The organism is Nocardioides cavernaquae, from assembly GCF_003600895.1.
GTDB classification, from domain to species: domain Bacteria; phylum Actinomycetota; class Actinomycetes; order Propionibacteriales; family Nocardioidaceae; genus Nocardioides; species Nocardioides cavernaquae.
On record NZ_QYRP01000002.1, the window covers coordinates 3,370,339 to 3,382,841 of the forward strand.

At 69.9% G+C, this 12,503-nt stretch carries 14 protein-coding genes; 10 read left to right on the top strand and 4 right to left on the bottom strand.

Features of this window, described 5'->3' with window-relative positions; all coding sequences use genetic code 11:
- From D4739_RS16220 to D4739_RS16240, 5 genes are read left to right on the top strand one after another with little or no spacing between them, the layout of a single operon-like run.
- Positions 1-582, top strand: a complete 582-nt coding sequence (locus tag D4739_RS16220) for a TetR/AcrR family transcriptional regulator (protein ID WP_120061969.1) — start codon at positions 1-3, stop codon at positions 580-582.
- Positions 583-614: 32 nt separating this feature from the next.
- The gene (locus D4739_RS16225; protein ID WP_120061565.1) at positions 615-1,592 is read left to right on the top strand and encodes a metal ABC transporter substrate-binding protein; all 978 of its coding nucleotides are present in this window, start codon (positions 615-617) and stop codon (positions 1,590-1,592) included.
- The gene (locus D4739_RS16230) at positions 1,589-2,422 is read left to right on the top strand and encodes a metal ABC transporter ATP-binding protein (protein ID WP_238473685.1); all 834 of its coding nucleotides are present in this window, start codon (positions 1,589-1,591) and stop codon (positions 2,420-2,422) included. Before D4739_RS16225 ends, D4739_RS16230 begins: the two co-directional genes overlap by 4 nt.
- The gene (locus D4739_RS16235; RefSeq protein WP_120061567.1) at positions 2,419-3,423 is read left to right on the top strand and encodes a metal ABC transporter permease; all 1,005 of its coding nucleotides are present in this window, start codon (positions 2,419-2,421) and stop codon (positions 3,421-3,423) included. The genes D4739_RS16230 and D4739_RS16235 overlap by 4 nt, the downstream gene beginning before the upstream one ends.
- The gene (locus tag D4739_RS16240; RefSeq protein ID WP_120061568.1) at positions 3,410-3,892 is read left to right on the top strand and encodes a Fur family transcriptional regulator; all 483 of its coding nucleotides are present in this window, start codon (positions 3,410-3,412) and stop codon (positions 3,890-3,892) included. Before D4739_RS16235 ends, D4739_RS16240 begins: the two co-directional genes overlap by 14 nt.
- A 2-nt stretch (positions 3,893-3,894) precedes the next feature.
- Here D4739_RS16240 and D4739_RS16245 read toward each other — a convergent pair whose 3' ends face one another.
- A complete protein-coding gene (locus D4739_RS16245) occupies positions 3,895-4,701 on the bottom strand; it encodes an isoprenyl transferase (protein WP_238473686.1) in 807 nt (268 codons plus the stop codon).
- A 160-nt stretch (positions 4,702-4,861) separates the two neighbouring features.
- Between D4739_RS16245 and D4739_RS16990 the strand changes: the two genes are divergently transcribed.
- Positions 4,862-5,359, top strand: a complete 498-nt coding sequence (locus D4739_RS16990) for a MarR family winged helix-turn-helix transcriptional regulator (RefSeq protein WP_182920456.1) — start codon at positions 4,862-4,864, stop codon at positions 5,357-5,359.
- A gap of 19 nt (positions 5,360-5,378) precedes the next feature.
- Here D4739_RS16990 and recO read toward each other — a convergent pair whose 3' ends face one another.
- Positions 5,379-6,107 carry a DNA repair protein RecO gene (gene recO / locus D4739_RS16255; protein WP_120061570.1) on the bottom strand — a complete coding sequence of 243 codons (729 nt, stop codon included), beginning with the start codon at positions 6,105-6,107 and terminating at the stop codon, positions 5,379-5,381.
- A 30-nt stretch (positions 6,108-6,137) separates the two neighbouring features.
- On the opposite strand from recO, the gene D4739_RS16260 reads away from it, so the two are divergent.
- Positions 6,138-7,004 (top strand): ion transporter, encoded by an 867-nt coding sequence (locus D4739_RS16260; protein WP_120061571.1) that lies wholly within the window; start codon positions 6,138-6,140, stop codon positions 7,002-7,004.
- 60 nt (positions 7,005-7,064) lie between these two features.
- On the opposite strand, the gene D4739_RS16265 is transcribed toward D4739_RS16260, so the two are convergent.
- Positions 7,065-8,186, bottom strand: a complete 1,122-nt coding sequence (locus D4739_RS16265; RefSeq protein ID WP_120061572.1) for a glycosyltransferase — start codon at positions 8,184-8,186, stop codon at positions 7,065-7,067.
- A 124-nt stretch (positions 8,187-8,310) separates the two neighbouring features.
- Entirely contained in the window at positions 8,311-10,062 is a 1,752-nt protein-coding gene (gene leuA, locus D4739_RS16270; protein ID WP_120061573.1) for a 2-isopropylmalate synthase, read from the bottom strand.
- Positions 10,063-10,226: 164 nt separating this feature from the next.
- Between leuA and D4739_RS16275 the strand changes: the two genes are divergently transcribed.
- The 3 genes from D4739_RS16275 to D4739_RS16285 all read left to right on the top strand — a co-directional run bounded on the left by D4739_RS16275 (position 10,227) and on the right by D4739_RS16285 (position 12,500).
- Complete coding sequence (locus D4739_RS16275; RefSeq protein WP_120061574.1) at positions 10,227-10,721, top strand: flavodoxin family protein; 495 nt, start codon at positions 10,227-10,229, stop codon at positions 10,719-10,721.
- 63 nt (positions 10,722-10,784) lie between these two features.
- On the top strand, positions 10,785-11,585 hold the full coding sequence (locus D4739_RS16280; RefSeq protein ID WP_238473687.1) for a septum formation family protein: 801 nt from the start codon (positions 10,785-10,787) through the stop codon (positions 11,583-11,585).
- Between the two features lie 15 nt (positions 11,586-11,600).
- Positions 11,601-12,500: a septum formation family protein gene (locus D4739_RS16285; RefSeq protein ID WP_120061576.1), complete on the top strand. Its 900-nt coding sequence runs from the start codon at positions 11,601-11,603 to the stop codon at positions 12,498-12,500.
- The last annotated feature ends 3 nt before the right edge of the window (positions 12,501-12,503 follow it).

Sequence of the window (12,503 nt, forward strand, 5' to 3'; positions counted from 1 at the left end):
ATGACCAGCCCCCGCGACGCGATGCTCGACAGCGCGATCGCGCTGTTCCGGCAGCGCGGGATCGCGGACACCTCCGTGCGCGACATCGTCGAGCACAGCGGTGCACCCCGCGGGTCGGTCTACCACCACTTCCCCGGCGGGAAGGAGCAGCTGGCGGCCGAGGCGACCGAGCGGGCGGGCAGCTTCATCGCCCTGTTGCTGGCGACGCTCGAGAAGCGTCCTCCTGCGGAGGCGATCGCGAGCTTCGTCGGCTACTGGAGCTCCTCGATGACCCACAACGAGTTCCGCGACGGCTGTCCCGCGGCAGCAGCCGCGCTGTCCGACGACGCTCCCGCGGCACGTGAGGCTGCCGCGACCGCATTCAGTCGTTGGGAGGAGATCCTCACCTCCGCCCTGATCGCGCGCGGTCGTGCTGCCGACGACGCGGAGTCGCTGGCCACCCTCTCGATCGCCGCGATCGAGGGAGCGCTGATCCTCAGCCGGGCCCAGGAGTCCAACGAACCGCTGCGGAAGGTCGGCGCACAGCTGCGGGCACTGCTCGCCGACCAGCCAGGCAAGGGCGACGCCTCGGCCCCGAATTGACAACGATTCTCAATAGGCTGAGAATCGTTCTCATGACTTCGCCTGCCACGCGCCTGCGCACGACAGCCGCCCTCACCGCCCTCCTTGCCGGGTCCGCGCTCGGGCTCACCGCCTGCGGGAGCGACGACGCCGGGACTGGTCGTGTCCAGGTCGTCGCCGCGTTCTACCCGCTGCAGTACGTCGCAGAGCGCGTGGCAGGCGAGCACGCCGAGGTCCAGAACCTCACGCAGCCCGGCAAGGAACCGCACGACCTCGAGCTGGCCCCCAACCAGGTTGCTGCCATCGCCGACGCCGAGCTCGTCATCTTCGAGTCGGACTTCCAGGCTGCCGTCGACGACGCCGTGAAGGAGAACCGCGACGGTCCGAGCGTCGATGCCGCCAAGGCCGTCGAGCTGGCCCCGGCCGTCGACCACTCCGAGGAGGGCCACGCCGACGAGGAGGCCGGTCACGGGGACGAGGAAGCCGGGCACGACGAGCACGAGCACGGCGCTCTCGATCCACACTTCTGGCAGGACCCGCTGAAGATGGTCGAGCTCACCGAGGCAGTCGCGAAGGAGCTCGCAACGGTCGATCCCGACAATGCCGCCGACTACACCGCGAACGCCGCGGCACTCACCACGGACCTGCGGACGCTCGACGGCGAGTTCACGACCGGCCTCGCCGACTGCGCACGCGACACCGTCGTCGTCAACCACGATGCGTTCAGCTACCTCGACCGCTATGGCATCCACCTGGAGCCGATCGCCGGCATGTCTCCGGATGCCGAACCGACGGCACACGACCTCGCCACTCTCCATGACCTGATCAAGGAGCACGGCATCACCACGGTCTTCTCCGAGACCCTGGTCAGCAAGAAGACGGCCGAAGCACTTGCCGGCGACCTCGGCATCACGACTGCTGTTCTCGACCCGCTTGAGGGCCTCAGCGCCAGCGCGGAGGACAATGGCGGCGACTACCTGACCGTCATGCGCCAGAACCTCGCCGCCCTCCAGAAGGCCAACGCCTGTTGAGCACCTCACCTGCCCCTGACCCCGCCGTCGGCAACACTGTTGTCGACGTGCGGGGTGTCTCCGTCACGATCGCGGGACGGCCCGTGCTCCGTGGCGTGGACCTGAGCGTTGAATCCGGCGAGTTCGTGGCGCTGATGGGCGCCAACGGGTCGGGCAAGTCCACGCTGGTGCGGGCCATCACCGGCCTGCGCCCGCTGGCCAGCGGCGAGGTCCGGCTCTTCGGCACACCCCAGGAGCGCTTCCACCAGCGCTACCGCCTCGGCTTCGTCCCGCAGCGCCTGGGGGCCGGCGGCGGCGTACCTGCCTCGGTGTGGGAGGTCGTCTCGTCCGGACGCCTCACGCGCCGGCGCTGGCTCCGGCCGCTGATGAACGCCGACCGGGTGGCGATCCGTGCCGCACTCGAGGTCGTCGGCCTCGAGGACCGCGTGCGTGACGGCGTCGGCACCCTCTCCGGCGGCCAGCAGCAGCGGGTGCTGATCGCGCGCGCCCTGGCCGGCGAACCGGAGCTGCTCTTCCTCGATGAGCCGACCGCCGGCGTGGACCTCCCCAACCAGATCGCGCTGGCCGAAGCCCTGGGCCTCCTCAAGTCGCGCGGAGCGACGATCGTGCTGGTAGCCCACGAGCTGGGCCCCCTCGCTCCGCTCGTCGACCGGGCGGTCGTCATGCGTGACGGCCGGGTCGCGTACGACGGTCCGCCGATCGCCGACCACGAGGTGCACGGACCGCTCTTCGGCGACCCTCACACGCACCACCACCACGCAGACACGACCCACCGGCCGCACGCGCCCCAGGTCGCCTCGCCGTTCGACAGCAGCGAGGACCCGCGATGAGCCTGCTCGAGATGTTCACCTACCCGTTCATGGTCAAGGCCCTGATTGCGGCCTTCTTCTCCGGCCTGGCCTCCCCCGCCATCGGCACGTACCTGGTGCAGAAGCGGCTCTCCCTGATGGGCGACGGCATCGGCCACGTGGCCGTCACCGGAGTCGCGCTCGGACTGCTCACGGGCGCCTCTCCGACCTGGACGGCAGTGGCCGTCGCGATCCTCGGCGCGGTGACGATCGAGCTGATCCGGGAGCGGGGCAACACCAACGGTGACCTCGCCCTCGCGTTGCTCTTCTACGGCGGCATCGCGGCGGGCCTGATGATCACCGGCATCGCGGGGCAGAGCGCCCAGACCCTCAACTCGTTCCTCTTCGGGGGGCTGCTGAGCATCAACTGGGGTGATGTCTTCGTCACGATCGTGCTGGCCTCCGTCGTGCTGCTGCTGTGCATCGGACTCGGCCCGCAGCTCTTCGCGGTGGCGCAGGACGCCGAGTTCGCGAGGGTGGCGGGTCTCCGCGTGCGCTTCTACAACCTGCTCGTCGCCGTGCTCGCAGCCGTGACTGTCACGGTCGCGATGCGCACGGTGGGTCTCCTGCTCGTCTCGGCCCTGATGGTCGTGCCGGTCGCCACCGCCCAGCAGGTCACGCGGTCGTTCCGCACCACGCTCGCGGCGGCCATGGGACTCGGCGTGTTCGCCGCGCTCGCCGGCCTGATCATCTCGGCGTACGTGTCCTCGACCGTCACCGTGCAATCCGGCCCGTCGATCGTGCTCGTGGCGCTGGGCTGCTTCGTCCTGGCCTGGCCCACCGGCTCGCTGCTCCGGCGTCGTCAGCGCCTGCGCGAGCCGTTCGCGCCGCTGGCACCCCTCGGCCACGAGATCAGTGACGAGCACCCGCACCAGCACGGCGACGACTGCGGCCACCCGGCCATCCCCCACGGCGATCACGTCGACTACGTCCACAACGGCCACCGCCACGCAGCGCACGGAGAGCACTATGACGAGCACTGAGCACTCGCACGGCCACCGGCACGACGCAGCTCCCGGACCGGCCAACACGGTTCGGCCCACCCGCCAGCGTCGCGCCGTGTCCGAGGTGATGTCGACCTTCGACGACTTCCGCAGCGCCCAGGAGATCCACGCCCTCCTGACCGAGCGCGGCGAGGCGGTTGGCCTGGCCACCGTCTACCGGACGCTGCAGCTGCTCAGTGAGTCCGGCGAGGTCGACATGCTCCGGACCGAGGACGGCGAGTCGGCGATCTACCGACGCTGCCACCTCGCCGAGCGACACCACCATCACCTGGTCTGCCGGCACTGCGGGGCGACCGTCGAGGTCGAGGGTCCTGCGGTCGAGAAGTGGACGGAGTCGATCGCGGCCGAGCACGGCTTCTCCGAGATCGCGCACACGCTGGAGCTGTTCGGCACCTGCCCGCGGTGTGCAGCCGAGGCCGCGGCCGCAGGGAACCCGGCCGGGGCCTGACCTCAGACCTGGTTGGGGACCGCTCCGCCGTAGCGACGATCGCGGCGGGCGTACTCCTCCACGGCTGCCCACAGGTGGGTCCGGTCGACGTCGGGCCACAACACGTCGCTGAAGACGAACTCGGAGTACGCCGACTGCCAGGTCATGAAGTTGGAGAGCCGCTGCTCCCCCGACGTGCGCCAGACCAGGTCGGCGTCCGGGAACTCGGGCACGTAGAGGTGCTTCCCGATCGTCTTCTCGTCGATGCGCTCGGGGTTGAGCCGGCCGGCAGCCACCTCGCGGGCGATCGCACGCGTCGCGTCGACCAGCTCCGGACGACCGCCGTAGTTGATGCACATCGTCAGCGTCAGGACGTCGTTGCCCTGGGTGAGCTCCTCGGCGACGGCCAGCTCCTTGAGCACCGAGCGCCACAGCCGCGGAGCCCGGCCGGCCCAGCGCACCCGCACACCGAGGTCGTGCATCTCGTCGCGCCGACGGCGTACGACGTCGCGGTTGAAGCCCATCAGGTAGCGGACCTCCTCAGGCGAGCGCGACCAGTTCTCCGTCGAGAAGGCATAGACCGAGATGGCCTTGATGCCGAGCTCGATCGCACCCTCGACGACGTCGAAGAGCGCGAACTCCCCCTGCGCGTGGCCGGCGTTGCGGGGCAGCCCGCGCTCCTTGGCCCATCGGCCGTTGCCGTCCATGACGATCGCGACGTGCTCGGGAACGAACTCGGCCGGGATGGCGGGCGGCGTCGCGCCGGAGACATGGGGCTGCGGGAGGCGCGCGGGTTCGCGACGGACGGCCGCTCGGGATCGGTGTTGCACGGGGACCACCCTAGGAGATGGGACGAGACGAGCGCGTCCGGTCAGTGGTCCAGTCGTATGCTTCGCCGCGTTGCCCCAGTGTTTACAACGGTTTGGCAACATTTCCTGCAAGACTTGGGGCCTGCCGGCAATCGGTGATCCCCAATCGGCGAACGAGGACATGGTGCAGCCCAAGAACACGAACGACGTGATCGAGCAGCAGCTCTTCAAGCTGATGCGCCGCTCCAATGCGATCCACGTGACCACTGCCAGTGGCGAGGTCGAGCTCGAGCGGTCCAGCTACGGCATCCTGTGCCTGCTGGCCGACGAGGGGCCGCAGCGGCTCGGCGCGATCGCGGGAGCGTTCCACCTGGACCCCTCGACCGTCACCCGGCAGGCGCAGACCGTCGTGCGCCTCGGTCTGGCCGAGAAGGCCCCGGACCCGGACGACCGTCGCGCGACCGTCCTCAGCCTCACCAAGATCGGCCGCGAGTCGATCGCTGCCGTGCGCACCTTCCGCCGCCAGGCCCTCGACCTGCTCCTGGGCGACTGGTCCGGGACCGAGCTCGAGACGTTCGCCGCCCTGCTGGGCAAGTTCAACGGGACCATCGACCGGTGGGAGTCGGGCGCGTTGCCGCCCGAGATCTCCGAGCACCCGCTGGGCAAGCCGGGCTCCTGAGCCGTCGCGCGAACCGGCGTCAGCGCTCGATGTAGGCGAGCGAGCGGAGGCCGCGCTCGAGGTGCCAGCTCAGGTACGCCGCGACGAGACCGTTGGCCTCACGCCGGTGTCGCACCTCGCTGGCCAGCACGACGCCCCAGTCACCCGTGAGCAGCGCGCCGAGCAGGGCGACTGTCTCGGCGGACGGGTTCGCCGAACCTGGCAGCCGGCAGGCCGGACAGAGCACGCCACCGGCAGCCGGGTGGAACCAGCGATGGGGCCCCTCGACCCCACACCGCGCGCAACCGTCGAAGCTCGGCGCATAGCCGGCCACCGACAACGAGCGCAGCAGAAACGAGTCGAGCACCTGCAGCGCCGGCTTGTCGTCGCTGGTCAACGCACGCAGGCCACCCACGAGCAGCAGGAACTGCTGCAGCGCCGGCTCGCGGTCCTCGGTCACCACGCGCTCGGCGGTCTCGAGCATCGCCGTCCCCGCCGTATAGCGCTCGTAGTCCGCTCCCAGGCGTGACCCGAAGGGCGCGATCGTCTCGGCCTGCGTGATCACGTCGAGGTTGCGACCCTCCGCCAGCTGCAGGTCGACATAGCTGAACGGCTCCAGCCGTGAGCCCCAGCGCGACGTCGTGCGCCGCACACCCTTGGCCACTGCCCGGACGCGTCCGTGATCACGCGTCAGCAGCGTGATGATGCGGTCGGCTTCACCCAGCTTGTGGGTGCGCAGCACAACGGCCTCGGCTCGGTAGAGGGGCACACCTCCATTGTGCGGGTTAGGGTGCCGCGCATGAGCGCGACCCGCCCCACCGGACGTCCCGACCTGACGCGATCCCCCGGCGCTGCCTCCGGACCGGGCATCGGTGACCCCGACGGCAGCGGGCCCCAACGGGCCCCTGGCAAGCCGGCCGCTCCCCCGGTGCGGCTCACCGACTGGCTGATGCTCGTGCTTGCGATCGTGTCGGTCGGACTGCTCGTGTGGATCACCTTCTTCGAGGTCTCGGACACGTGGACCCGCCGCGTGGTCGTCGCCGACTACGTCATCTGCGGCATCTTCTTCGTCGAGTTCGTCGTGCGCTGGCGGCGCTCCAGGCTGGGCTGGAGGTTCCTCGCGCTGTACTGGTACGAGATCCTCGGCATGATCCCGCTCTCGGACCCGGCGTTCCGCTCGTTCCGGCTGATCAGGGTCGTGATCATCGTGATGCGGCTGGCCCGCGCGGCCGACCGGGCCTTCGGCGACCGCGCCACGGCGTACGTCGTCGGGCGCGTCGCCGACACGATCGTCCAGGTGATCCGCAAGCCCGTGACGGTGGCCGTGCTGGACGAGGTCATCGCCGTGATCCAGACCGGCAACTACACGAAGCACGTCTCCGCCGCGATCGCGGAGAACCGTGACGAGCTCGACGCGCTCATCGTCGACCTGGTCCGCACCGACCAGGCCACGGGCAAGCTGCGCTACCTCCCCTTCCACGACGACGTCGTGAAGCTCGTGGCCGACACCGTCTTCCGGATCGCCGACGGCGCGCTGGCCGACCCCCGCGTGCACGAGCTGATCTCCGACGCCATCCGTGAGTCCGCGACCGAGCTGCGGAGCAACGTCCGTGCTCGCGAGCACGACCTGGTCAAGGGCAACGAAGCAAAGCTCGGCGCCCGCTGACCCCGCCGACACGGCGCTACTTCGATGTCGACACGGCGCGACCTTGACGTCGAGACGGCGCTACTTTTCGGCCATGCCGACCTCATCAAGGAGCGCGAGGTCGAGCAGCGGGTGTGCTGCGAGCTCCTGCGCCACCTCGTGCGCCCGCGTCGCTGCCACTCCCGAGGCCAGGACCGCCGCGAGGGCAGCGCTGAGCCGGTCCACTGCATCCGCGGGAGGCGTGCGCAGCGCGAAGCCTGCACCTGTCTCGACCGCGGCCCCCACACCTGCCCGGGCAACGGCCTCAGCGTTCGACGGCTGATCGGCGAAGAGCGGCACGATCACCTGCGGGCAGCCAGCAGCCAACGCATCCAGCGTCGTCCCCGACCCGCCGTGGTGGATGATCGCCGCGGCCCGGGAGAGTACGTCGTCGTGGTCGGCCCACGCCTGGATCGAGACGTTGTCACCGGCTTCGAGTCCCGCAGGATCGAACCGGTGGCTGGTGGTCAGCACAGCCTCTCCCCGCCACCCGCTCAGGACATCGGCAAGCACCAGGAACCACGGCTGGAGCGGCTCCATGACCGGCGCCACCGTGCCCAGCGTCGCGTAGACGAAGTCAGGATCGACGGCACGTGGGGGCGGGCTGAGTGTCCGGTAGCGCCGGGTGTCCTCGAACGTCGCCGGGTCCATGCTCTCCGGGAACCGGCTCAGCGTCGGCGTTGCCTCCACGATCGCGGTCGTGCCCGGGAACCACTCCTCCAGCACCGGCGCCGCGTAGTCGAGGATCATCTTCTCCTCGGCGGCCAGGCTGATCCCGATCCTGACCTGACGGATCCCCCGCTTCGCAGCCTCGACGGCTGATGCGTATTCACAGGGCTCGCGCAGCACCAGATCAGGCTGGAACTCGTCCATGATCGCGCCCATGGCCGGCCGGAGCGCACCCGAGTTGATGCGGGCGAAGATCTCCGTCATGACGACGGTGGCGGCATTCTCCGGATCGGCGTAGGCGCGGTCCCACGCCTCGTGGGCGACCGCTGAGTCCGGCGCTGCACCGGCCCGGAACGGCCACGCGGCCGCTGCATCGGCAAGGTCGGGTGGACCGACGACGAGTACGTCGTGGCCAGCGGCGCTGAGGTGGGCGAGCCAGGGCTTCATCGGTGTGAAGTGCCCGGCCGCCGCAGTTGACGCTGCGAGAACGCGCATGCTCGCCAGTGTGCTCCCTGGCTCGCGGCGGCGGGGAGCCTTCTGCGGAAATCCCGGTGCTCCTGGGACTGATGCCGCCCCGGGCCGCGGCGTACAGCCACGAGCCCGGGACGGGCGACCCAGATCAGGCGGTCGGGATCGTGATCGCCTGGGCGCGGTTGGCAGCGCACACAACAGCCCGCAGCGACGCGGTGACGATGTTGTGGTGGATGCCGATGCCCCAGACGATCTCGCCGGCGATCTCGCACTCGACGTACGCCGCGGCAACGGCGTCACCGCCGGAGGACAGGGCGTGCTCGGCGTAGTCGAGGACGCGGATGTCGGCGCCTGCCTGGCGCATGCCGTCGACGAACGCCGCGACCGGGCCGTTGCCCTCGCCCTTGAACGTGCGCTCCTCGCCACGGACGAGCAGGTGGACGTCCTGGGTGTCGCCGCCCTCGGCGTCGGTGACCGACGACCAGGACTGCAGGGAGTAGGGCGTCTCGCGCTCGAGGTACTCGGCCGAGAAGATCTTCCAGATCTCCTCACCGGAGACCTCGCCACCCTGGGTGTCGGTCCGCGACTGGATCACGCGCGAGAACTCGATCTGCGCACGGCGCGGCAGGTCGAGGCTGTGCTCGGCCTTCAGCAGGTAGGCGACGCCGCCCTTGCCGGACTGGCTGTTGACGCGGATGACCGCCTCGTAGGTGCGGCCGACGTCCTTGGGGTCGATCGGCAGGTAGGGAGCCTCCCAGCCGACCTCGCCGACCGGGATCCCCCGCTCGGCAGCGATCCGGTCCAGGTCCTCGAGACCCTTCTTGATCGCGTCCTGGTGGGAGCCCGAGAACGCTGTGTAGACCAGGTCGCCGGCGTAGGGGTGGCGCGGGTGGACCGGCAGGCCGGTGCAGTACTCGACCGTGCGGCGCACCTCGTCGATGTCGGAGAAGTCGATCTGTGGGTCGATGCCCTGCGAGAACAGGTTCATGCCGAGCGTGACCAGGCAGACGTTGCCGGTGCGCTCGCCGTGGGCGAACAGGCAGCCCTCGACGCGGTCGGCACCGGCCATGACGCCGAGCTCGGTGGCCGCGACAGCGGTGCCGCGGTCGTTGTGCGGGTGCAGGCTGATGGCAGAAACCGAACGACGGGTCAGACCACGCGAGAAGTACTCGATCTGGTCGGCGTAGGTGTTGGGCGTCGACATCTCGACGGTCGCCGGCAGGTTCAGGATGATCTCGCGACCCGGCTCGGGCTGCCAGACGTCCGAGACCGCCTCGCAGACCTCGAGCGCGAAGTCGGTGGGCGTCTGGGTGAAGATCTCCGGGCTGTACTGGTAGCCGAAGTCCTCGGTGCCGACGATGTCGCCGAGCAGCGACTCGGCGTACTTCATGACCAGGCCGGTGCCGCGGGTGGCGATGCCGATGCACTCCTCCGGCGTCACTCCGAAGACGACGCGGCGGAAGAGCGGGGCGGTCGCGTTGTACAGGTGGACGCTCGCGCGCGGCGCACCGACCAGCGACTGCAGCGTGCGCTCGATCAGGTCCTCGCGAGCCTGGGTCAGCACGGAGATCTGGACGTCGTCGGGGATCCGGTCGCCCTCGATCAGTGCGCGGACGAAGTCGAAGTCCGTCTGCGACGCCGACGGGAAGCCGACCTCGATCTCCTTGTAGCCCATCTTCACGAGCAGGTCGAACATCTTCAGCTTGCGCACCGGGGTCATCGGGTCGATGAGGGCCTGGTTGCCGTCACGCAGGTCGGTCGAGAGCCACCGCGGAGCCCGGGTGATCTTCGCGTCGGGCCAGGTGCGGTCCGGAACGGTCACGGGCTCGAACGCGGTGTAGCGGCCGAACGGCATGGTGCTCGGCTTCTGCTGGTTGCTGGTGTTGCTCAGGTTCGTCATGGAATTCGCCTTGAGTCAGAGTGTGAGCGCCGGCGCGCGGGACTCTCCGCAGCGAGGAAGGCCGACTACTGATGCCCGATCTGGGCAAAGGCCTCGCTGCGGCAGCGAAGAAGAAGGAACTGGCGCATCATGACGAGTCCAGCGTAGCGCACTACGTTGGAGCCATGGCCACGCTCCTCGTCGTCCATCACTCCCCCACCCGCTCCCTGCAGTCGCTGACCGACGCGGTGCTCGCAGGTGCGGGAGACGACAGCATCGAAGGCGTCGACGTGGTGGTGAAGCACGCACTCGAGGCCACTGCCGATGACGTGCTCGCCGCCGACGGGTACCTCCTCGGCACGACCGCCAACTTCGGCTACATGAGCGGGGCGCTCAAGCACTTCTTCGACTCGACGTTCCTCGCCGTCGGTGGCTCCCTCGACGACTCCGGCGGCACGTCGGTCGAAGGGGCGGGCGCCACGGCCAAGAGGCCCTTCGGGCTCTACATCCACGGCCGTTACGACCTGACCGGCGCGGTGCGGTCGGTCATGAGCATCGTCGGCGCCCTCGGCTGGAAGCAGGGGTACGACGTGCTCGAGGTGCTGGGCGAGGTGACGGACGCTGACCGCGAGGCGGCGTACGAGCTGGGCGGTACCATCGCGGCACTCCTGACCACCTGATCGATTCGGGGATCGATGCTGCCTTCGACTCGGGGCGCGCCCGGAAGGCGCCGCCTTGCCGCCGTGCTGTGCGTCCTCGTCGCGGGCGCACTCGCACTCGCGGGTTGCAGCAAGGACCTCGACCCCACCGACGATCCGTCGCAGGTCGACGCGATCACTCCCCCGGCCGTCGGCGCCTGCCGGCTGCTGACCCCGGAGCAGGTCGGCAGGGCCGACAACGCGACCAGGACGGTCGCGTGCACGAAGAAGCACACCGCCGAGACGTACGCCGCGGGCGAGCTGCCCAAGGAGCTGGACGACGCGTCGTACAGCGGTCGCGAGGTCGCGCTGGCCAGCTACAAGCTCTGCAGCAAGGCGTTCTCGAAGCACCTCGGCGCCGACGACTCGATGGTGATGCGCACCGTGCTCAGCTGGGCCTGGTTCCGGCCCTCGACGAAGGCCTGGGAGGACGGCGCCCGGTGGTACCGCTGCGACCTGATCGGCGGCGGCGGGCAGGCCCTGACCGAGGGAGCGCAGAGCTACTTCCCGCTTCCGGCCGTGACCAAGGGACTCCTGCGCGGGATCAAGCCGAGCGACGACTGGATGGTCTGCGCCAACGGGCGCACCGTGCGCCAGAGCCCGAAGGTGCCCTGCTCCGACAAGCACACCTGGCGTGCTGTCACGACGATCAAGCTCGGCGAGGACAAGGATCCCTACCCGGGCGACCACACGGCGCTGATCAAGACGCGCGACTTCTGCCGCAGCTCGGTGCAGGCGTGGCTGGGCTACCCGATCAGCTTCCAGTTCGGCTTCACCTGGTTCCATGAGGCCGAGTGGGAGGCCGGCAACCGCCGGTCGATCTGCTGGGCACGCACCGAGCACTGACCGAGAGGAGCACCGATGGCAGGCACACGGAGAGGCACCAGCGCGCACGCGCTCAACCCGCTGCGCGCCGCCGGGGTGACCCTCGCGGTGGTCACCGTCCTCGTGGCGATCCTGCTGGCCAGCTGCTCGGGTGGCACTCCGAAGAAGCCGTCAGCCGATCCCACCAATGCCACCACGACACCGCTCCCGGCTGCCACGGCCGCGCCGCTCCCCTCCTCCCACGGCTGCTACCTCCTCACGTACGACGATGCGCTGGAGCCGACGAGCTCCGCCGAGCCGGTGGAGTGCAGCCAGGAGCACACCGACCGGACCTTCCACGTCGGCCGGCCGAGCAATGTCGTCAATGGCCACCTGCTCGCGGTCGACTCGGCGCGCGTCACCCGCCAGATGGCCACGGAGTGCCCGCGCCGCTTCGCGTCGTACGTCGGCGGGTCGACGGAGCAGCGCCGGCTGAGCATGCTCTCGGTCGTCTGGTTCGGGCCGACGCTGAGGCAGTCCGACGAGGGCCAGTCCTGGTTCCGCTGCGATGCGATCGCGCTCGCCTCCGCAGGCAAGCTGGCTCCCCTCACGGGCAAGCTCGTCAAGGTCCTCGACTCCGAGGCCGGCCGCACCCGATGGGGCCGCTGCGCCACCGGCAAGCCGGGCACCAAGGGTGCCGTCCAGGTGCTCTGCTCGACCAAGCAGCCGGGTGGCAGCACCTGGCGCGCCGTGGCGACCGTCAACGTCGCTGCGGGCCCGAAGGGTGCCTGGCCGGGCCCGAAGAAGGCAGCCGCCGCGGGTGCTGGTTGCGAGGACCGGGTCCGCGACCAGGCCGAGGACAAGCTGAGCTTCAGCTGGGGCTACGAGCCGCCCACCGAGGCACAGTGGAAGGCCGGCCAGCACTACGGGTTCTGCTGGTCCCCCACGAAGAAGTAGCCC

Excerpts from the sequence above, each read along its gene's own strand:
- leuA (WP_120061573.1), bottom strand. The coding sequence starts at position 10,062 with ATGACGAACCTGAGCAACACCAGCAACCAGCAGAAGCCGAGCACCATG.
- D4739_RS16235 (WP_120061567.1), top strand. The coding sequence starts at position 2,419 with ATGAGCCTGCTCGAGATGTTCACCTACCCGTTCATGGTCAAGGCCCTG.
- D4739_RS16990 (WP_182920456.1), top strand. The coding sequence starts at position 4,862 with ATGGTGCAGCCCAAGAACACGAACGACGTGATCGAGCAGCAGCTCTTC.
- D4739_RS16240 (WP_120061568.1), top strand. The coding sequence starts at position 3,410 with ATGACGAGCACTGAGCACTCGCACGGCCACCGGCACGACGCAGCTCCC.
- D4739_RS16265 (WP_120061572.1), bottom strand. The coding sequence starts at position 8,186 with ATGCGCGTTCTCGCAGCGTCAACTGCGGCGGCCGGGCACTTCACACCG.
- D4739_RS16225 (WP_120061565.1), top strand. The coding sequence starts at position 615 with ATGACTTCGCCTGCCACGCGCCTGCGCACGACAGCCGCCCTCACCGCC.
- D4739_RS16285 (WP_120061576.1), top strand. The coding sequence starts at position 11,601 with ATGGCAGGCACACGGAGAGGCACCAGCGCGCACGCGCTCAACCCGCTG.
- D4739_RS16260 (WP_120061571.1), top strand. The coding sequence starts at position 6,138 with ATGAGCGCGACCCGCCCCACCGGACGTCCCGACCTGACGCGATCCCCC.
- D4739_RS16275 (WP_120061574.1), top strand. The coding sequence starts at position 10,227 with ATGGCCACGCTCCTCGTCGTCCATCACTCCCCCACCCGCTCCCTGCAG.
- D4739_RS16220 (WP_120061969.1), top strand. The coding sequence starts at position 1 with ATGACCAGCCCCCGCGACGCGATGCTCGACAGCGCGATCGCGCTGTTC.